At 61.4% G+C, this 19914-nt stretch carries 19 protein-coding genes and 1 pseudogene; 15 read left to right on the top strand and 5 right to left on the bottom strand.

Annotation, left to right across the window (positions count from 1 at the left end; all coding sequences use genetic code 11):
• Positions 1 to 52 precede the first annotated feature (52 nt).
• The 8 genes from NKJ89_RS30765 (at position 53) to NKJ89_RS30800 (ending at position 8346) form a co-directional block, all read left to right on the top strand.
• Positions 53 to 1093: a branched-chain amino acid ABC transporter permease gene (locus tag NKJ89_RS30765; RefSeq protein ID WP_352608142.1), complete on the top strand. Its 1041-nt coding sequence runs from the start codon at positions 53 to 55 to the stop codon at positions 1091 to 1093.
• 65 nt (positions 1094 to 1158) lie between these two features.
• Positions 1159 to 2496, top strand: a complete 1338-nt coding sequence (locus NKJ89_RS30770) for an ABC transporter substrate-binding protein (protein WP_352608144.1) — start codon at positions 1159 to 1161, stop codon at positions 2494 to 2496.
• A gap of 86 nt (positions 2497 to 2582) precedes the next feature.
• The gene (locus tag NKJ89_RS30775; RefSeq protein WP_352608146.1) at positions 2583 to 3389 is read left to right on the top strand and encodes an ABC transporter ATP-binding protein; all 807 of its coding nucleotides are present in this window, start codon (positions 2583 to 2585) and stop codon (positions 3387 to 3389) included.
• A 23-nt stretch (positions 3390 to 3412) separates the two neighbouring features.
• Positions 3413 to 4660 carry an SfnB family sulfur acquisition oxidoreductase gene (locus NKJ89_RS30780; protein ID WP_352608148.1) on the top strand — a complete coding sequence of 416 codons (1248 nt, stop codon included), beginning with the start codon at positions 3413 to 3415 and terminating at the stop codon, positions 4658 to 4660.
• Positions 4661 to 4728: 68 nt separating this feature from the next.
• Entirely contained in the window at positions 4729 to 5289 is a 561-nt protein-coding gene (gene msuE / locus NKJ89_RS30785) for an FMN reductase (RefSeq protein ID WP_352608150.1), read from the top strand.
• A 120-nt stretch (positions 5290 to 5409) separates the two neighbouring features.
• A complete protein-coding gene (locus tag NKJ89_RS30790; RefSeq protein ID WP_352608152.1) occupies positions 5410 to 5895 on the top strand; it encodes a hypothetical protein in 486 nt (161 codons plus the stop codon).
• A 330-nt stretch (positions 5896 to 6225) separates the two neighbouring features.
• Entirely contained in the window at positions 6226 to 7665 is a 1440-nt protein-coding gene (locus NKJ89_RS30795; protein WP_352608153.1) for an aldehyde dehydrogenase family protein, read from the top strand.
• Positions 7666 to 7770: 105 nt separating this feature from the next.
• Positions 7771 to 8346 carry a DUF1349 domain-containing protein gene (locus tag NKJ89_RS30800; RefSeq protein WP_352608155.1) on the top strand — a complete coding sequence of 192 codons (576 nt, stop codon included), beginning with the start codon at positions 7771 to 7773 and terminating at the stop codon, positions 8344 to 8346.
• Between the two features lie 121 nt (positions 8347 to 8467).
• Here NKJ89_RS30800 and NKJ89_RS30805 read toward each other — a convergent pair whose 3' ends face one another.
• Entirely contained in the window at positions 8468 to 8923 is a 456-nt protein-coding gene (locus tag NKJ89_RS30805; protein ID WP_352608216.1) for an oxidoreductase dimerization domain-containing protein, read from the bottom strand.
• Between the two features lie 72 nt (positions 8924 to 8995).
• A pseudogene (locus NKJ89_RS30810) lies at positions 8996 to 9836 on the bottom strand (FAD-dependent oxidoreductase); the annotation flags it as partial.
• On the opposite strand from NKJ89_RS30810, the gene NKJ89_RS30815 reads away from it, so the two are divergent.
• A complete protein-coding gene (locus tag NKJ89_RS30815; RefSeq protein WP_352608218.1) occupies positions 9718 to 9996 on the top strand; it encodes a hypothetical protein in 279 nt (92 codons plus the stop codon). The pseudogene NKJ89_RS30810 and the gene NKJ89_RS30815 sit on opposite strands and share 119 nt — an antisense overlap.
• Here the strand turns inward: NKJ89_RS30815 and NKJ89_RS30820 are convergent.
• Positions 9973 to 11322 carry a glucoamylase family protein gene (locus NKJ89_RS30820; protein ID WP_352608157.1) on the bottom strand — a complete coding sequence of 450 codons (1350 nt, stop codon included), beginning with the start codon at positions 11320 to 11322 and terminating at the stop codon, positions 9973 to 9975. The genes NKJ89_RS30815 and NKJ89_RS30820 overlap by 24 nt on opposite strands.
• Before the next feature lie 529 nt (positions 11323 to 11851).
• Here NKJ89_RS30820 and NKJ89_RS30825 point away from each other — a divergent pair.
• Positions 11852 to 13162 (top strand): O-antigen ligase family protein, encoded by a 1311-nt coding sequence (locus NKJ89_RS30825; protein WP_352608159.1) that lies wholly within the window; start codon positions 11852 to 11854, stop codon positions 13160 to 13162.
• Between the two features lie 433 nt (positions 13163 to 13595).
• On the opposite strand, the gene NKJ89_RS30830 is transcribed toward NKJ89_RS30825, so the two are convergent.
• Together NKJ89_RS30830 and NKJ89_RS30835 are read right to left on the bottom strand one after the other, a co-directional pair.
• Positions 13596 to 14864, bottom strand: coding sequence for a polysaccharide biosynthesis/export family protein (locus NKJ89_RS30830; RefSeq protein WP_031260783.1), 1269 nt, complete (start codon positions 14862 to 14864; stop codon positions 13596 to 13598).
• A gap of 100 nt (positions 14865 to 14964) precedes the next feature.
• Positions 14965 to 15642, bottom strand: a complete 678-nt coding sequence (locus NKJ89_RS30835) for a sugar transferase (RefSeq protein WP_023761497.1) — start codon at positions 15640 to 15642, stop codon at positions 14965 to 14967.
• A 603-nt stretch (positions 15643 to 16245) separates the two neighbouring features.
• Here NKJ89_RS30835 and NKJ89_RS30840 point away from each other — a divergent pair.
• From NKJ89_RS30840 to exoK, 5 genes are all read left to right on the top strand, one after another.
• Complete coding sequence (locus NKJ89_RS30840; RefSeq protein ID WP_352608161.1) at positions 16246 to 16518, top strand: exopolysaccharide production repressor protein; 273 nt, start codon at positions 16246 to 16248, stop codon at positions 16516 to 16518.
• A gap of 240 nt (positions 16519 to 16758) precedes the next feature.
• Positions 16759 to 17217 (top strand): hypothetical protein, encoded by a 459-nt coding sequence (locus tag NKJ89_RS30845; protein WP_352608163.1) that lies wholly within the window; start codon positions 16759 to 16761, stop codon positions 17215 to 17217.
• Positions 17126 to 18148 (top strand): glycosyltransferase, encoded by a 1023-nt coding sequence (locus NKJ89_RS30850; protein ID WP_352608165.1) that lies wholly within the window; start codon positions 17126 to 17128, stop codon positions 18146 to 18148. The genes NKJ89_RS30845 and NKJ89_RS30850 overlap by 92 nt, the downstream gene beginning before the upstream one ends.
• A gap of 290 nt (positions 18149 to 18438) precedes the next feature.
• The gene (locus tag NKJ89_RS30855; protein WP_352608167.1) at positions 18439 to 18834 is read left to right on the top strand and encodes a hypothetical protein; all 396 of its coding nucleotides are present in this window, start codon (positions 18439 to 18441) and stop codon (positions 18832 to 18834) included.
• A 151-nt stretch (positions 18835 to 18985) separates the two neighbouring features.
• Positions 18986 to 19849, top strand: a complete 864-nt coding sequence (gene exoK / locus NKJ89_RS30860) for an endo-1,3-1,4-beta-glycanase ExoK (protein ID WP_352608170.1) — start codon at positions 18986 to 18988, stop codon at positions 19847 to 19849.
• Positions 19850 to 19914: the final 65 nt, after the last annotated feature.

The following is a 19914-nucleotide window of genomic DNA, read 5'->3' on the forward strand; positions in this document are numbered from 1 at the left end:
GATCCGCCCTTCCGGCCTGTTCGGCCAGAAGCTCGTCGAGAGGATCTGAACGATGACCGCGATATCAAGCGATTTCTCGTCGGCGCCGGTGCTGCCGAAATGGGTCGCGCCCGTGCTGTTGCTCGCCTTCGCCTATGGCGTCGTGCCGCTGGTCGGCTCGAGCTATCTGTTCGAGGCCATCCTGCTGCCGTTCCTGGCGCTCAGCCTCGCCGGCGTAGGCTTGAACATCCTCACCGGCTATGCGGGCCAGGTTTCCCTTGGGAGTGCTGCTTTCATGGCGGCCGGCGCCTTTGCCGCCTACAATCTCAACCTGCGCGTCGAAGGCCTGCCTTTGATCGGCAGCATCTTCCTGTCCGGCATCGTCGCGGCCGCGATCGGCATCGTCTTTGGTCTGCCGAGCTTGCGGCTAAAGGGTTTCTATCTCGCGGTTTCGACCCTTGCCGCGCAGTTCTTCGTGCAGTGGGCACTGACCAAGTTCAGCTGGTTCTCCAACAATTCGGCATCTGGCGTCATTGATGCGCCCAGGCTGTCGATTTCAGGCTTTGCGCTCGACGGCGCCGTCGGCCGCTATTTCTTCGCGCTGACCATTGTCGCCATCCTTACCTTCCTTGCCTATCGGCTGGTCTCATCGCAGACCGGGCGCAATTTCATCGCCATCCGCGACAATGAAACAGCCGCCCGCATCATCGGCATCCCGGTCCTGAAGACCAAGTTGTTGGCGTTCGCCATCTCGTCCTTCATCATCGGCGTCGCCGGCGTTATCTGGGCCTTTGCGTATCTGCGGACCGTCGAGCCGGACGGCTTCGATCTCGACCGCTCGTTCCAGATCCTGTTCATCATCATCATCGGCGGCCTTGCTTCGATCCGTGGCGCCTTCTTCGGCGCCGCCCTCATCGTCGTCTTTCCACTCGCTCTGTCTCGCCTCGGCGGCTTCTTGCTCGGCGATCTCTTCGATTCGGGCGTGCTCGACATGAGCCAGCGCATCGTGCTGGGCGCGCTCATCATCCTGTTTCTGATCCTCGAACCCGACGGGCTGGTGGCCCTTTGGGACAGGCTCCGAAGACGGCTCCTGTTCGCCTGGCAATCGACTTGAGCTGACGCATCCGAAAATGAACCAGGGGCCGAACCCAAGGCGGCCCATACCGGAGTACCTCGACAATGACTTTCCTCAGCGCAATCAAGGCGGCGGCGCTGTCCGCGGCGATGATCGTGTCGGTGGCCTTGCCCGCCGCGCACGCCGACGAGCAATATTTCCCGCTGCAGAGCTATCGTGTCGGGCCCTATGCGGCCGGCGGCACCGGCTTCTTCGGCGGCTTCATCGACTATCTCAATCTCATCAACATCCGCGATGGCGGCGTCAACGGCGTCAAGCTGACCTGGGACGAATGCGAGACCCAGTACGAGGTCGAGCGCGGCGTCGAATGTTACGAGCGGCAGAAGAGCCATGCTGGTGCCGCCGCGTGGAATCCGCTTTCGGTCGGCATCGCCTACGCCATGATCGACCGCATCACCGGCGACAAGGTGCCGCTGATCACCGTCAACCATGGCCGCACCGACTCCACCGACGGGCGTGTCTTCCCCTATGTATTCCCGCTGCTGCTCAATCCTTACAGCGAAACATCCGGCATCGTGAACTACATCGCCTCCAAGGAAGGTGGCATCGACAAGCTGAAGGGCAAGAAGATCGTCGTGCTCTATCACGGCTCGCCCTACGGCAAGGAGACCATCCCGATCTATGAATTGCTGGCGCAGAAATACGGCTTCACCGTTCAGCAGATCGAGGTGCCGCATCCCGGCAACGAGCAGCAGTCACAGTGGCTGACCATCCGCCGCGCCAAGCCGGACTTCGTCGTCCTGCGCGGCTGGGGCGTGATGAACCCGGTGGCGCTGAAGACGGCGGTCAAGGTCGGCTATCCCGTCGACCATATCGTCGGCAATGTGTGGTCGAATTCGGAAGAGGACGTGATCCCGGCAGGGGACGCCGCCAAGGGCTACACCGCTATCACCACCCAGGCTTCCGGCAACTCCTATCCGGTGGTGCAGGAGATCGTGAAGACGGTCTACGGCGCCGGCAAGGGCAATCTGGAAGACAAGTCGCGCATCGGCTCGGTCTACCACAATCTCGGCATCGTCAACGGCATCCTCAATGTCGAGGCGATCCGCGTCGCGCAGGAGAAGTTCGGTCACCGCACGCTGACCGGCGACGAGGTCCGCTGGGGCTTCGAGCATCTCAAGCTCGATCCGGCCAAGGTCGAGGCGCTCGGCGCCAAGGATTTGTTCCACTCGATCAACGTCAGCTGGGACAATCATGAAGGCGAAGGCTACGTGACCTTCCAGCAGTGGGACGGCAAGAAGTGGAACGTCGTCTCCGACTGGATTGCGCCGGACTGGGCGCTGCTGCGGCCGATCATCGAGAAGTCTGCCGAGGCCTATGCCGCCGAGAAGGGCATCAGGCTGCGTACCGCCGATGATGCCGACGCGGTGACCACCAACTGATCAGCCAAGGCCGGGCGCTGCGAACGACTTTCCACACGCAGCCCCCGGCCTATTTTCGGTTCATCGAACCACGGGAATAAGAGCCCATGCCGGACAATGACGTCATTCTTGCCGTGGACGCGGTCCATGCCACCTACAATCACGCCATCACGGCGCTGCACGGCGTCAGCTTCGTGTTGCGGCGCGGCCAGATGCTTGCCTTGCTCGGTGCCAATGGCGCCGGCAAGACCACGACGCTGAAGGCCGTCTCCAACCTGTTGCCGGCCGAGCGCGGCCAGGTCAATGCCGGCACCATCCGCTATGAAGGCAGCGATGTCTCGCGCCGCAAGCCGGGCGATCTCGTGCGTGGCGGCCTGGTCCAGGTGCTGGAAGGCCGCCACTGCTTCAAGAGCCTCACTGTCGAGGAAAATCTGATTGCCGGTGGCATCGGCCGCAGCGGAAGCCGCGCCGAGATCAACAGGGATCTCGAACGGATCTACGGCTATTTTCTACGTCTCAGGGAAAAGCGCCGGACATTGTCCGGCCTGACTTCGGGCGGCGAACAGCAGATGACAGCGATTGGCCGGGCGCTGATGTCGCGGCCGCGTCTGCTGGTCCTCGACGAACCGTCGATGGGGCTCGCCCCGCTCATCGTCCAGGACATCTTCCAGACGCTTAGAAAACTCAATCGCGAGACCGGCCTGTCGATCCTGGTCGCCGAGCAGAACTCGGCGGTCGCGCTCAGATATGCCGACCATGCCACCGTCCTCGAAAACGGTGTCTCCGTTCTCTCTGGCACGGCTGCCGATCTTCGCCAGCGCGAGGACGTCCGGTCCTTCTATCTCGGTCAATCGACCCGCGAGCAACAGGCATCGCCTGCCGCCAAGCCAGCCCATCTCCACGCCGTTGCCTGAACCGAATCTCAAGGAGCAGTGAAATGACCGTTTCGACCGTCAAGACCGACCACGCTTCCGCCGCCGTGCCGCCAGTCGCGCGGCCAACAGCGCCGGCGCACATCATCAAGGACGACGCCGAGGCGATTGCGATTGCTCACGCGCTCGCCGCCGAATTCGTCAAGGAGTCCTCCAGGCGTGATCGCGAGCGGATCTGGCCGGTTGCCGAACTCGATGCATTTTCGCAAAGCGGCCTGTGGTCGATCAATGTGCCCAAGGCATTCGGTGGGCCGGAGGTATCCTATGCGACGCTGGCGAAGGTGATCGAGATCATCTCGGCGGCGGACTCCTCGATCGGCCAGGTGGCGCAGAACCATCTCGGCGTCGTCGCCGCCATCCGCACGGTGTCCGACGCGGATCAGCAGAAGCTGCTGTTCGCCGAAGCGCTGAAGGGCACCCGGTTCGGCAACGCCTTTTCCGAGTTCGGCTCCAAGCGCGCCGCCGATTTCGAGACCCGCTTCACCGATGCCGGCGATCATGTGGTCGTCAACGGCCGGAAATTCTATTCGTCCGGTGCGCTGCTCGCCCATCTGGTGCCGATCGTGGCACTCGATGACGAGGGCCGCGCCTGGTACGCGATCGCCGACCGTGGCGCGCCCGGCCTGACGGTCATCGACGACTGGTCGAGTTTTGGGCAGCGCACGACGCTGTCCGGAACCGTCATCATCGACAACGTCAAGGTGCCGAAGACGCATCTGGTGCCCGGCTACAAGGGCTACGACAGACCGACCGCAGACGGCGCCATCTTCCAGATCATCCAGGTGGCGGTCGACACCGGCATCGCCCAGGCCGCGATCGATGAGACGGTCAATTTCGTCAGGACCAAAAGCCGCGCCTGGATCGACAGCGGCGTCGACAATGCCTGGGACGATCCCTACACCATCCAGGCCGTCGGCGACCTGACGCTGCGCCTTCACGCGGCGCAGGCGCTGCTGGAAAAGGCTGGCCACGCGATCGACCGGGCGGTGATCGAACCGACCGCCGAGTCGGTGGCGCACGCCCAGATCGTGACTGCTGAAGCCAAGATACTGTCGACCGAAATCGCCATCGCTGCGACCAACAAGCTGTTCGAGCTGGCGGGAACCCGCTCGACCCTTGCTGAACACAATCTCGACCGGCATTGGCGCAACGCGCGCACGCACACGCTGCACGATCCGGTGCGCTGGAAGTACTCGATCCTCGGCAAATATTTCCTCAACGGCGAAAACCCGCCGTTGCACGCCTGGAGCTGATTTCCATCGGCGGGCAGGCAGCTCGCCACGTCGACCTTCGACCATCATTCGCAAGAGGCCCCACTGCCATGTCAAATCCAACAGTCGTCGGTTTTTCCGGCAACATCACCCGGCCGTCAAAGACACGTGCCTTCGTCGATTTGGTCACCAGGGACATCGCCGCCAGCCACGGCCTGTCCGCGAGCACCTACGATATCGAGGATCTCGGTCCGTCGCTGGGACCCGCGAAATGGGCCCGCGATCTCGATGGGCAGGCGCGCGCGATACTGGAACAAATCCTCGCAGCCGACGTCCTCGTCGTCGGGTCGCCGACCTACAAGGGCAGCTATACCGGCCTGTTCAAGCACTTCTTCGACCTGATCGATCCGGCAGCGCTGCGGGGCAAGCCTATCGTATTGACGGCGACCGGCGGTGGCGAGCGCCATGCCCTGATCGTCGAACACCAGCTGCGGCCCCTATTCGGCTTCTTCGAGGCCTTTGCCCTGCCTACCGCCGTCTATGCCACCGACAAGGATTTCACCGACGGTGTACTGCACTCCGAGGCCATCCTGAAGCGTGCGGCGCAGGCGGTCGACGAGGTAGGCTTCGTGCTGGCCAACCGCTCGGCCGGCAGGATCGCCGCCGAATAGTCTGGAGCCACCAGATTTCGCCACGATCAAAATAAGCGAGGACAGCGCCCTCGCTTACGCGCAGTTTACGACCGCACGCTACATCCTGTTCCTGTCTGATTCGTCTGGGATAGGAACATCATGAGCAAAGCCCTCACATCCTTCGCACTGGTCGCCGTGCTGATCGCCTTGCTCATGGCCTTGAGCCTGGCTGTAGCCAGGCACGGCTATCCCTATGGCGCGATCGGCGTCAGGCGCCTTGACGGCATTGCCGATGCCGGCGTGTTCATCCCGATTGCCGCTGTCTATTTCTTCAGCGCAATGCTGATGATGATCCTGCCGATCAGGGCGGCTGGCGTCGTCCTGACCCATGCCGCCGACGCCGTCTTCTGGACCGTGATTACACTTTTTGCGGCCATCGTCGGCTGTCTGGCCGCCAGATGGGCCTTCGGCCAGGGCAGCGCCGTGTGGGCGCTGTTGAACTGGCGGTTCCTGTTTGCGGCAGCGATCGTCGGGTGTCACTTCATCATGAACGAGTTGCGCCGCAATGTGCTCTTGCGCAGCCTGTTTTTCGCCGTCTTTGCCGCCGCTACGCTAGCCTGCCTGTTGTGGTCGTTCACCCTCTGACCAGCCGGCTCCAGTCCTTGCGTGCAGTGGATGGCCGTTGACGTTTGCGCGAATTCATCTCCACGAAACAGCGCGAAAAAATCCTCGATATCCTTGGCTCCTCTTCCCAATGACCATGGCGCATGAACATGTCGCGGATGGCGTTGACGCGCTCCTCGTCGGGGCCAGCCGAGTTGAGCTCGATGGGCGTTCTCGCCGCCCACGTCGCAAGCGAGGGGGATTTTTGTCGCGGCAAGCGACGCAGTGTTTGCTTTCCCGCAAGGCAATTGTCTGGCAAATACCAATTCAGACAGATGCCGCCGCGCGGCCAACCAGCAGGGAAGACAGGATATGACGCTGTTTCGACAGAACCTCATCGATGGCGAATGGGTCGGCGAAGCCGGTTCCCGTAACATCAACCCCTCGGATACCGGCGATGTCGTCGGCGATTATGCCTCCGCGGGAGTCGAGCAGGCCAAGCAGGCGATCGCTGCAGCCAAGGCGGCGTTTCCGGCATGGTCCCGTTCCGGTCCGCTGGCGCGCCACGCGGTTCTGAAAAAGGCCGCGGACGAGATCATGGCACGCAAGGACGAGATCGGCCGCAACCTGGCGCGCGAGGAAGGCAAGACGCTGGCCGAGGGCATCGGCGAGACCATTCGCGCCGCCCAGATTTTCGATTTCTTTGCCGGCGAGACATTGCGCCTCTCAGGAGAGGTCGTGCCAAGCGTGCGGCCGGGCGTCGGCGTCGAGATCACGCGCGAGGCGGTCGGCGTGGTCGGCATCATCACGCCATGGAATTTCCCGATCGCCATTCCGGCCTGGAAGATCGCACCGGCGCTGTGCCACGGCAACACTGTCGTCTTCAAGCCGGCCGAGCTGGTTCCGGAGAGCGCCTGGACCATCGTCGATATCCTGCACCGCGCCGGCCTGCCGAAGGGCGTGCTCAATCTCGTCATGGGCAAAGGCTCGGTGGTCGGTCAGGCGATGCTCGACAGCCCCGATATCAACGCCATCACGTTCACCGGCTCGGTCGGCACCGGCAAGCGGGTCGCCGCGGCAAGCGTCGAGCATATGCGCAAGTTCCAGCTCGAAATGGGCGGCAAGAACCCGCTGGTCGTGCTCGACGATGCCGATCTCGCGGTCGCTGTCGATTGCGCGCTCAACGGCGCCTTCTTCTCGACCGGCCAGCGCTGCACCGCCTCGTCCAGGCTGATCGTGACGGATGCCATTCACGACCGTTTCGTCGACGCCCTCAAGGATCGCATGAGCAAGCTGGTTATCGGCGACGCGCTCGACGCGCAGACCCAGATCGGTCCGGTCGTCGACGCCACACAGTTGAAGCAGGACGAGGACTACATCGCCATCGGCGTCAGGGAGGGCGCCACGCTTGCCTTCGGCGGTGAGCGGCTCGACCGCAAGACGCCGGGCTTCTACCTGCAGCCGGCCCTGCTGACGCAGGCCACCAACGCCATGCGCAGTTCGCGCGAGGAGATATTCGGACCCGTCGCCAGCGTCATCCGCGTCAAGGATTATGACGAGGCGCTTTCCGTCGCCAACGACACGCCGTTCGGGCTGACATCGGGCATCTGCACCTTGAGCCTCATGCACGCCACCCACTTCAAGCGAAATTCGGAGGCTGGCATGGTGATGGTCAACCTGCCAACAGCGGGTGTCGACTTCCATGTTCCCTTCGGCGGCCGCAAGGGCTCGAGCTACGGCCCGCGCGAACAAGGCCGCTACGCGGCGGAATTCTACACCACGGTGAAAACCGCCTATACGTTCCCAGGCTGATCGGCCATTGGCCGATCATGCCGGGCTGATCGGTCGCCTCTGATCGGGCCCGCAACCCCCTACGTACGGTCACTGGGCACATCGAGATTGGAGTGGTGCGAAGCGATGACGGTGCAGAACCTGACCTGGCTCAATCCGCCGCCGCACCATTCCATCGACGGCGATGCCGTTCGTGTGCGAACCGGTAAGGAGACCGATTTCTGGCGCGAGACGTTCTACGAGTTCTGGCGCGACAACGGTCACTTTCTTTACCGGCAGGTCGAGGGCGATTTCACCGCCGAGGTCACCGTCAAAGGCGACTACAAGGTGCTTTATGATCAAGCCGGACTGATGGTCCGGCTGAGCGAAACGCATTGGATCAAGGCCGGCATCGAATACAGCGACGGCGTGATGTACTTTTCCGTCGTCGTCACCAACGATGCCTCCGACTGGTCGCTGGCCACAATTCCGGCCAGTCCCGACGGTGTCAGGATCCGAGTGACCCGTCACGCCGAGACGATCCGCGTCCAGTACCTCGATGCTTCCGACAGCCACTGGAAGCCGGTGCGGCTTGCCTATTTTCCGATCTCGAAGACGGTCGATGTTGGTATGATGTGCTGCTCGCCGCAGCGCGAGGGTTTCGAGGTCACATTCTCCGATTTTTCCGTCGGACCACCGATTTCGCGCGAACTGCACGATTGATCGAAGAGAGCCTCGGCCCCTCACCATGGACGTGCCTGGACGCGTGTATGCGAAGCAGGTCCCGCACAGCACGATGATTGAGCAGCGGGCGCTCCGGACTTTGCGCCGGAGCACGGCGTGGTCACCGCCTGGACCACGCCAGCCAGCGGCCCGCCAGATGTTTCCAGGATGAGGTGAGCTTTGTCCGCCGATAGGCGTCGCCGGCCATCTTGATGCCTTGTGCCTGGGTCGGGAAAGGGTGGATGACGTCGGCCAGCGCGTGCAATCCCATGCCCGACTTGATCGCCAGCGACACCGCATTGATCATCTCGCCCGCATGACTGGCGACGATCGTGGCACCAAGGATGCGGTCGGACCCCTCCCTGACGTGGATTTTGGCGAAACCCTCCTCCTCGCCGTCCATGACTGCGCGGGCGACGTCGTGCATCAGCACCGTATAGGTCTTGACTGGGATGCCGTTCTGGCGCGCCTCCGTTGGATAGAGGCCGACATGGGCGATCTCCGGATCGGTGTAGGTGCACCACGGAATAACCAGTTCGCTTAATTTCCTGCGTCCGAGAAACAGGGCATTGCCCACAACAATCCGCGCCGTCGCCTCGGCGGTATGGGTGAATTTGTATGCGAGGCAGACGTCGCCCGCCGCATAGATGCGCGGATTGGTGGTTCTCAGATAGTCGTCCACTTTGATCCCGGTGGCGTCATACGCCACCCCGGCGTTCTCCAGGTCGAGCCCGTCGACATTGGGCGAACGGCCGATGCCGGTGATGATCTCGTCGACGGAAACCGTCATCGTGTCGCCGTCGCACACAAGGTCGGCGAGCTTCTTGCCGCCTTCTGTCCGTACCGCCACCGCCTCGGTATTCAGGCGAACCTCGACCCCTTCGCGCGCCAGCGCGTCGGAAAGGATCTGGGCGGCGTCGCGTTCCTCGCCAGGCAGAAACATCGGCTCCCGCTGCACCAGGATGACGCTGGCGCCCAGCAGGCAGAAGGCCTGCGCCGCCTCGCACCCGAGCGGTCCGCCGCCAATGACCAGAAGCCGTTTCGGGCACTCTGTGAGATCGAACATCGTAGCCGGCCTCGGTGAGGCCCGGAATCGTCGGCAGGGCCGGACGCGCGCCCGTCGCAACCAGCGCCTTCTTGAAACGCAGAGTCTTCCCGGCAACCGTGACCTCGTCCGGCCCGGAAAAACGTGCTTCGCCGAAGTAGAGGTCGATGCCTGCGGAAACCACGCTCGCAGCCGAATCGGCGCGGCTGATCCGCTGCCGGATCTGCCGCATCCTCGTCATTGCCCGCTGAAAGTCGATGCGAAGACGGTCCGGCGTGTCGCCGCCGAGATTTTCGGCATCGCGCATATCCGCATAGAGCCTGGCCGTGCGGATGATCGCTTTCGACGGGATGCAGCCGACGTTGATGCAGGTGCCGCCGATCAGCCCGCGCTCGATCAGCGCGACTTTCGCACCGAGGTTTGCCGCCTCGCTGGCAGCGGTCAAGCCGGCCGGCCCGGCGCCGATGACGAGGAGATTGTATGGGCCATTGGGCTCAGGGTTCTTCCACAGCGGTGGATGGGCACCCCTGATCAGCTCGATGTCATGGCGGTCGACAGGGAAGGCGGTGGCCATGGTCCGGTCACGCGACATCGCCACCACCTGACGCCGGGCTTGCCGGCTGAGACAGCCAACCGCCGCTGAATCCGGCTCTGCCCAGGCCGCGGCGGATGTGCGGGTTGGACCGCATCAGTTCCCAGATCAGGCGCGACCGATGGTTCTCGATCATCATCACCACGATGCCCTGATCCAACCCGAAATGGCCTTCCGACACCCAGCCGTTGCGGCCGAATTTTCGCCGGTTGGCCAATGTCGGATTGAAGCCGCTCGGCAGCCGGAAATTGTCAATCACCTCGGGGTAGCGGTCCCTGAGATGGCGCAAAGCCGCCAGGCAGATATCCGGCGCGAAGGGCAGCGACGCCAAACAGGACCATGGGGCGATCGTTCCGTCGTCCGGCCCGAAAGGCGCGCCGCGCGCGGCATAGCCGGAAAACCGGCGACGCTGTCGCTGTACGCTGGCACGAAAGCTGCCGGGTCCGTCGCCCGCCGAAAGTCCCCACAGGTTCGCGTCGTAGCCGCCGTAGCCGTAAGGGTTGTGGCGCGCATAGTCGCGGTGCAAGTACGTCGAACGGCGGCTGTTTTCGAAATAGTCCGAGTTCTTCTCACGCATGAAAGCGTCGCGGATGCCGGCGAAGTCGATCCAGGCATGCGAGAACTGGTGCATGAACAGAGGACCGCCATAGAGCACGTCGTAGCCGTAGATGTTTTCCCACTGATAGGTCGCCGTCCAACCCTCGTAGCTGTCGTCCGAGGTCGGGTTGTCGGGCGAGGCCATCGACAGCACGTAGAGGATCGTCGCTTCGTTGTAGCCTTCCCAGCCATAGTGGAGAAAGCCGCTCTTCGGCTTCCAGCCCTGCCGGAGCGTCGGGCTCGAGCCTTGCGCCCACCGCCAGTCGACGCGCCGGTAGAGCGCCTCGGCCAGTTGGCGGATTTCGGCTTCGTCGCCATCGTCGTCGGAGAAATAGGCGCCTGCCACCAGCATGCCTGATATCAACAATGCGGTATCCACCATCGACAGTTCGCAGCGCCAGACGCGCAGGCCGGTCCGCATGTCGAGGAAATGGTAGTAAAAACCCTTGTGGCCGGTGACCTCGTCGCCATTGCCTTGCCGGCTGGTCGAGAAGAAACGCAGAGCGGCAAGCGTCAGCTTCACGGCCGCATCGCGCGCCATCCAGCCGCGCTCGACGCCGATCGGGTAGCAGGACAGCGCGAAACCGACGACAGCGATGCTGGCCGGCGAATTCGGCCGCGACGTATCGGCGACCAGTCCATTTTCCGGGTTCACGTTCTCGATGAAATAATCGAAGGCGGCGCGCTGATAGCGCTCCAGAAGCTCGTCGTCGGACAGCACGGCAGGTTCGACCTTAAGCAAAAGAAGCAACCTCCCGCCCGATTGCTGTCAATTGCCAAGCGGTGGCATAGCACCGGCAGGTCATTGCCGAACTGTCACGCCGTGTCATGGCTTTCCCCGCATAGCTTTGTTGCATCTCCGTCGATTCGAAGTCTGGGATTATACGCCGCTGCGCACCCGTTCGTTGCACCGTCACGCGGAATTGAGATGCGTCCTGCTTAGTAGGTGGCGCGGCCGCTGGAAAAGTCGAACATGGCGGCCGTCGTGAACGAGCACTCCTCCGAGGCGATCCGCAGGTTAGCGCCACTCGTCGGCCTCGCCAACGCGGGCCATCAGTATCTTTGGCAGTATGAAGTCGATGTGCTGCCGGGCGCCTCTCCGCAAATGCCTCGCTGTAAGACAAGGTGACCGGATTTGCCATTGAGCGCCGGGCGCGATAGGTTATATTGCGCTGCACAATGGAGACGCCGTTTATTGCACGCCCATGTTTGCGAAAATTCCGGCCGGCTCATGGCTTGCCGGCCGTGGGTCGTGCCGGCGGGACTCTGAGATGAAGATTCCAAAGTCGTTGCTGATCGATCCCGAGAAAAACTCGGTCTATGGCGCCTTTGCCGTGGCCGTGTCGATCTGGGCGTTTTCCTACTCCGTCATTTTCGGCCAGGTGCTGATTCTCGCCTATTATGCGGTCTGGCTTCCGCTCATCCTGGTCGATTACCGGCGGTTTATGCGCCAACTGTCCAGCGCCTGGCTGCCGTTGCTGTTTGCGGCCTATGTCTGCTCCTCCGTCTTCTGGTCGCAGGCGCCCGGCGTCACGGCGAGAACGGCCGTCCAGTATTTTTCCCATATAGCCTGCGCCTATGTCGCTGCGCGCACCGTCAGCGCGCGCACGCTGACCATAGGTGCTCTGGTCGGGATATTCGTCGTCCTCATCTATTCGCTGAAGGTCGCGAACTATTCCGAAGACGTTCTGGATGGCACTGTCAACTTTGTCGGCGCCTTCGCTTCCAAGAACCAGATAGGCTTTGTCGGTTCGCTCGGCATCTATTTCTGCGCCGTCTTCCTCGCCTTTTACAGGCGCGGCCGGCTGAGCCTCATCCTGACGGCGCCCGTCGTGCTGCTGTCGGCCTATGTGCTCATCGTATCGCATTCCGCCACCTCGATGGCCTCGATCCCGGCGGTTCTGGCGCTGGTGGCGCTTCTTGCGATGAGCAAACTTTTGTCACGGCGCTATCGCCGCGTGATCTTCCTGATCGGCGCCGGGCTGCTGGTCGTGGTTGCGTTTGTCGCCTTGAATCTCGGGCTGATGGACTTCGTCCTCGGCCTCTTCGGCAAGGATTCAACGTTGACCGGGCGGACCTATCTGTGGGAACAGGGCTGGAATACCGTGCAGAAATCGCCAATTCTCGGTGTTGGCTATGCCGCCTATTGGGTGCAGGGTTTCGCCGAAGCCGAGCGGCTGTGGAACGAATTCTACATCACCACACGCACCGGCTTCCACTTCCACAACACCTACATCGAAGCCCTCGTCGAACTTGGCTTCGTCGGGGCGACGCTGGTATCGCTGATCATGTTGCGCACGCTCTACGGCCACGTCGCCGCTGTGATCTTCAGGACATGGCAGGCGGATTCGGTGATCCTCGCCGGCGTGATGGTGCTGCTGCTGATCCGCTCCTTCGTCGAGGTCGAGGTACTCAATCCCTACATCATGGGCTCTTTCCTGATGTACTTCAGCTTCTTCAAGCTGGCGCGAGTGCCCGTTACCAGCAGGCGACGGTCACAAGCCATAGAACAGGCAGAGGCCAGGGGAGAGGCCGATTGGCCCCGGCATGCTGGCCGTCCGGCGGCCGCCGATCCGTCATGACCCACCGGCTCGCAGGTTGAACTCAGCGCTCGCAAAAACAGTAGTGCCGCTGCGCTTTTCGCGATCTGGGCCGAACTCTGATATACCTGCTGCAATGCATGGGAGGTTTTCATGCCATATGCTGTTGAGACATGCCCAGACGACGTTGATCGATTAAAAACGCTTCTGCACAGCCTTGGTGAAGAGGGCAGTAAGATCGTCAACGTAATCTGGCAGCCCACGCGAGATATTCCGGCGGAGAACGGTCCATTCACAACGCCGTCTGGCTACATAATCATTTTGGAATACCCACGCTAAGTGCCGGCCAGAAACGCCCCACTGACGTGATCGGATTGCCACAGACGACCAAGCCGCCGCCCGTTGATTTCAAATTTCCAACACTGAAACACGTCCCAACCCTATCGGATCGAAATACTGGGCGGTGCCGGCGCGTCTATTGGCTGGCCAGCGGCGCCAGCTTGACCTTGATCACATCGCCAGGCAGCACCGGCGTATCTTCCTTCGCGGCAATTTCGCTGGTCTTGCCGTCGACGATTCTCACCAGTGTGTAGAGCAGGGTAGGCTCTTCATTGGTAGCACTGGCGGCCGCCGTCGTGGCAGGATCGGTTGCCTGGGCGATCAGGCCTTTCTGCATATTCGCCTTCAGCGCCGCCTCGTTCAGCTCGGCTTCGGTCTGCTGCCGGTCGGTGGCGAGCCTTGAACTCAAGGTATTCTGGGCATCGATGGCATCCTGCGTAGCCTTGCTGATCGCCTGTTTGGCGGTGAGGATGGCCGTTTCGTAGTCCAGGATCTTGCCCTGCAGATCGGCAACGTTTTGGCGCGAATCCAGCAGTCGGGCGTTGGCGATCAGGCCTTTCTGCGCCAGCGGGCCGATGCTGGTGAGTTGCTGCTGCGCCAGATCGACCTGCTGCTGCTGGTTGACGATCTTCTTCTGCAGGGATTCGATCTCGGACTGTAGAACCCTCTTCAGCTCGTCGAGCGCCTCGAGTTTCAGCTTTAGCGCTTTTTGGTCGGCCGTCAGGATCGTCATCTCGTCGGCGACGATGGCTGGCAGTCTCGGATCGCCCTCGACCTCCTTCGGTACGTCGAAACTTGTCTTGCCGGTCATGTCCGCGTCGATGCGGGCGCGCTTGACGATTAGCCGAATGCGCAAGTCGTCAGAGATATCGAAGTTACCCTTGGCTGTGACCAGATCCTTGCCTAGCTGAGGACCATAGTCGGGGTTTCGCCTGATGCCACCGGCGACGCTGATCGCCTGCAACACTGTCAGGTCGGGCACATAAGGAAATTTGCCGGGGTTCTGTACTTCGCCCGAAATGTAGAATGGCCGGAACTGCGCCATTTCGACCGAGGCTTCCGGCCTATCCGACAGAGCGAGCTTGCGTTGCAGCGCCTCACCGATCGTCGTTGCGATTTCGGACGTGGTCTTGCCTGCTGCCGGCACTTCGCCGACGAACGGCACCGACAGCGTGCCCGATGGACCGACCGTGTACTCGCCATTCACCGCCGACCAGTCACGAAACGTGCCTTCCACGGTCTGCCATTCGGCAACTCGAATGGTGAGTTTGTCCTGCGAGCCGAGGCGGTAGTCGCCTGCGACGGCGATGTGGGGGACGACGAGCGACATGGCGAGGCACGTGGCCAGCAAACGCGCCCGCCGCAGGCGGCCGGAAACCGGGCTGCTGCGAAGGGCTTCGAACATATCTTTTTTCAACTGAACATTCCGATCCGCTTTAGCCCCATCGCCCGATGAGCTTGCGTCGAATGGCCGGCGCCAATATCTGGCGTTGGCCACCGGCCGGTCAGTAAGAGCCGCGCGACATCCAGACGGCCGGGACGGTCTTGATGATGATGCGAACGTCCTCGAACAGCGACCAGTTCTCGACATAGTGGCGGTCGAAGGCGACGCGGCTGTCATAGGACACATCGTTGCGCCCGCTGACCTGCCACAGGCCGGTCAGGCCCGGGCGGGATTTCAGGTAGTAGACCGCTGACGTGCCATAGATTTCCAGTTCGTCGCGCACGACCGGACGAGGGCCGACAAGGCTCATGTCGCCCTGCAGGATGTTGATGATCTGCGGCAGTTCATCGAGGCTGAGTTTCCTCAGTACGGCTCCGACACGGGTGACGCGCGGGTCGTTCTTCAGCTTGCGGGTCGCGATCCACTCGGCGTTGGCGTCCGGGTTGGTGGCGAGATAGGCCGCCAGCACCTTGTCGCCGTCCGGAACCATGGTGCGGAACTTCAGGCACGAAAAAATCCGCCCGCCGCGCCCGATTCGCCTGTGGCCGTAGAAGATCGAGCCGCCGTCGGAAAACTTGACGAGCAGCGCTATCATGACGAACAGTGGGCTGAGAGCGATCAAGCCAATCAGTGAACCGGTAATGTCGAAACTGCGTTTGAGCAGGCCGCCGATCGGCGGCGGAAAATCGATGTCAGCCTGCGAAAAGCCCGCTGTGGCCGACTTGGCAACATCCCTCATGCCATAAACTCCATGCGTTGAACGAATGGTTCGCGGCAAGATACCAAAAAAATGTTGCAGCGCAACACACAATTTCCAACCGCATTGAAATAGTCGCGTCATGAATTGACTAAATAATAAGCTAGTCATGCACAAATTTCGGCGTACTTAGCACGTTTGTGACAAGAAATGGGCATAGTTGGAAAAATACCGACATTTGTAGGGCGGTTTTTAGGCAAGCCTACCTGCCGACCAAGGTGCGGCGCATGTTAGTGCTTTAGCGCCAGGCGGTGCTTGGACAAAACCATCTAAAATACTACTCAATATTGGCTATTCTACTGAAAGATGCTGATGGCGGGAGATCGGCTTGAATCTCGTTGCGTGCGTTGCAGCATGGCGGAGTCGATCGCAAAAGCCCAATGAAAAATATCCGGAGTTGCCCTTGCCGCCTACTGCTCGTCTTAATAGAATTGCAAATTATATCTGTCACAGTGGCGACAGGTAGAAAAGGCCGGAAGCAACCGGCCGAGAGTGGGCGACCTTAACAAGCCCGCATGACAAGGGACGGCGCTCGGGTGGGGCAAAACGTTATATGTACCCGAGCCGGTTTATGGGCTGTTGGGTATGGCACTTCCAAAATTCATCCTCGGGATGATTTTCGCTCTGGCTATCGTGGTCGGCTGGTCCTGGCTGGGCGGCGTATCGATAGGCACAATACTGGTGCGCGTCATCATCTGCGCGGTTATCATCCAGGCGGGTTATTTCGTGCTCGTCTATGCCATGATCGCCAGGAGCCCGCCGACGCCGGCCGACATGGCTCGTGACGCTGAGCGAAAACTGAATGCGCCCGAAGTTGCCGAAGGCGAGAAGCTGAGCGCAAGGCGCGGCCTGCACTAGTCGCGGCTTATCAGCCTTACGCCGCGTTGGCGGGTTCGCTCTCCGGCTGTTCCCCCCGACGGCATCCTCGACGACCGGCTGCCGGTTTTTCTTCAGCCGCTGATATTGGCTTCGGCGATACGGCCGCATGGTAGCCTTTTATGGGTCAAGGCTGTTAATCATCTGTCGATCAATTGCAGGTTTGTCGGCGTCACCCCATGTGAGCCACGCCCAAACCCCGAGATCTTTTGAGCCGATTCCTTGTGCGTAGGGCAGGCGATCTCGGTAACGCTCTGGCTGCAAAATTCCGCACTGCAAAAGCAAGGGCTTTACGGCATCGAGGTTTTTGGTGATGCTTGCTTCGCACTGCAGCATAAGCGTCGCGCAACCGCTTTTTGGGAGACTGTGCGCCAAGTGGCCTTGCCGGATGGTTCATACGAAGGATTGCGCGCCGCTGACTATGATGGCGAGGTGGCCTATGTGCGGGCCTGCTTTTGCCGGGCCGGACGCCGCCGCCGGCGACGTGTCTACGCCTTGGTCCACTTCCTCGGCGAACAGCATATGACCCGCGGCGATGGGCAAGTACAGGGCGAGGGCAAGCGATATCACCTGTACGAGAGGCAAATCCATGTCGATGACGAAATCCGAGGTCTGCGTGATCATCGCGGCAAGAAACGCGGCAGCGACGATCGCTGTCGCCATCGCGTCCGCGTTGCGTGAAGCGGAAGTGGCGGAGGTCGTCGTCGTCGATGACGCATCCACCGACGACACCGCTGATGTCGCGCGATCCGCAGACGATGGTAGCGGGCGGCTCAAGGTGATGCGCCTCGATATCAATCGCGGCCCCTCCTTTGCCCGCAACGCAGCCATCGCCGGCTCGAAATCGCCGTTCATCAGCATTCTCGATGCCGACGATTTTTTCCTTGAAGGCCGATTTCGCAACCTGTTCGCCGGCGCCGATTGGGATTTCGCGGCAGACAACATCATGCTGATCAGGGATGACGCGACAGGCGATGCGACGAAAATCGTCGCGCCGCAGTTTGCCGCCGATCCGGAATTCCTCGATTTCGAGCGCTTCGTCGAAGGCAACATCTCCAGACGCCGCGTGCAAAGGGGTGAACTGGGCTTTTTGAAGCCGGTGATCAGCCGCGCCTTCCTCGACCGCCATGGCTTGCGCTACGACGAGGGCCTGCGGCTGGGCGAGGACTATGAACTCTACGCCCGCGCGGTCGCCCGTGGGGCGCGGTTCAAGGTCATTCGCTCCTGCGGCTACGGCGCCATCGTCCGCGCCGATTCGCTGAGCGGCCGCCACAAGACGCAGGATCTGAAGCGTCTGGCCGATGCGGACCTGGCGCTGCTGGCGATCGACACCCTGCCGGAAGGCTCGAAAGCGGTGCTGCGGCGGCATGAGCGGCACGTGCGCGACAAGTACCGGCTGCGCAATTTCCTCGACGTCAAGGCCGAGCGGGGGCTGGCATCGGCCGCTGCCTACGCCTTATCAAGCCAATCCAACCTCGTTCCTATCGTGCAGGGCGTCGCTTCCGACAAGCTTGAGGCGCTGTTTCGCCGTGTTGGCCTCGTGTCCAGGCAGAAGCACGTGCCGCCGCTGCGTTTTCTGATGGCCGGAACCAGCATGGGCAAGCAACGTTGACAGCGGCGCCGATCAGGCGCGATCTATTCACCAAGGGCACGTTCATCACGTAAACCATTTCGGCCGGATTTATGAGTTTACGAATTGGGTGGTTGCCTGTCGGCTCCGACGATGGCAGTCTATGGTGCGGTGCAGCAAATTGGATGACCAGCCGAACTGGCCCCCGATCGGATTGGTCTGATGTCTCCTTGATTGGAGCAGGACAATGCGACACGAGTTTTCTGAGCCCCGGCTGCGGGGATCGGCCAGAAGCCCGGCCCAAAAGCCGGCGATGACGGGAATCTGAGTTCATGGCCTCGATATTCGGTTTCAGATCAAGGGATCCGGCCCGCGACCGGCAGACCGACGTTTCGCGCCTTGATCGCCTGGCAAAGCTGTTCGAGCAGATCGCGGCCGAGATCGAGTCCGAGAAAGCCGGGCTTGAGAATCGCTACCGGACCAAGGCGACCAATGCCGCCTTCCTGATCGAAGCGATGGAAAACGGCTCCGCCTCCGACAAGCGGTCTTCGGAAGTCAGCGCGCTGACGCAGTCGATCCTGAATTGCGAACGCCGCATCGCGGCGCTGTCGCGCCAGGACGGCATGATGAAAGAGCTCCGTCATTCGCTGCATATGGTCTTCGATGACAATGCCGGTCCGGAAATAGCGGCCAAATTCGCCAAGCCCGCGGGCGCCAGCAGAGGTTGATGGTGACGGCTCGAAACTGTTCAACGGATTTGATGCAAGGCAGGAAAAGCAATTCGGGAGGGTCACAAAAGCAGGTCAAGGTTGCCCGTTTCAGGAGCGGTTCGAACGTCTACTTTGGGTTGGGGACGCGCAGCGCAAAGGTGAGTTTGATATGAATTCGGATCCGAAACCTACGTCCACAACAGCATTTGGCGCAGCGCCGCTCGCACAGCGGACCGCGCAAGCCGGCCGGCGGCGATTGGGTTCGCTCAGTGCCTTGCTGCTGGCTGCTCTTGGAGGTTTCCTGGTAACCCCCTCCTATGCCCAGGACATTCCGACATCGCCGTCCTTTGTCGACGATTTCAAAAGCTTCGATCGTGCGCGCTGGTATGTTTCCGACGGCTGGAACAATGGCAGCCATCAGAATTGCACCTGGTCGAAGCGACAGGTCAGCCTTTCGGACGGGGTGCTGTCGCTGGGCTTCGAGAAGCAGCAACTGAAAAACCGTGAGTTTGCCTGCGGCGAGGTCCAGACCAAGCAGCGCTTCGGCTACGGCACCTATGAGGCGCGGATGAAGACCGATACCGGCTCCGGCCTTAATGCTGCGTTCTTCTCCTATATCGGTCCATCCGACAAGCAGCCTTGGGATGAGATCGATTTCGAGGTCCTGACCAAGGACACTTCCAAGGTGCAGGTCAACGCCTATATTGCGGGCAAGGGCAAGAACGAGAAGCTGGTCGACGTGCCGGGTGGCACCGAGAGTGCTTTCAACGATTACGCCTTCGTCTGGCACAAGGACAGTTTGCGCTGGTACGTGAACGGTCAGCTGGTCAACACCATTACCGATCCGGCGAAATTGCCGACCCATGCGCAGAAAATATTCTTCAGCTTCTGGGGCAGCGATAGGATGACCGGCTGGATGGGAGCTTTCACGGATCCGGGCCGCAAACTTTCGCTGCAAATCGACCGCGTCGCATTCACGGCCCAGGGTGACCCCTGTCAATTTCCGGAATCGCTGGCATGCAGTGTAAAGTAGTTGGGAAAGTCGTGTTGAACTGGCCGGGCCGAAAACGGCCCGCTGCCTTGCATGGGAACGAAACC

This window comes from Mesorhizobium sp. M0047, from assembly GCF_040323315.1.
GTDB lineage: Bacteria > Pseudomonadota > Alphaproteobacteria > Rhizobiales > Rhizobiaceae > Mesorhizobium.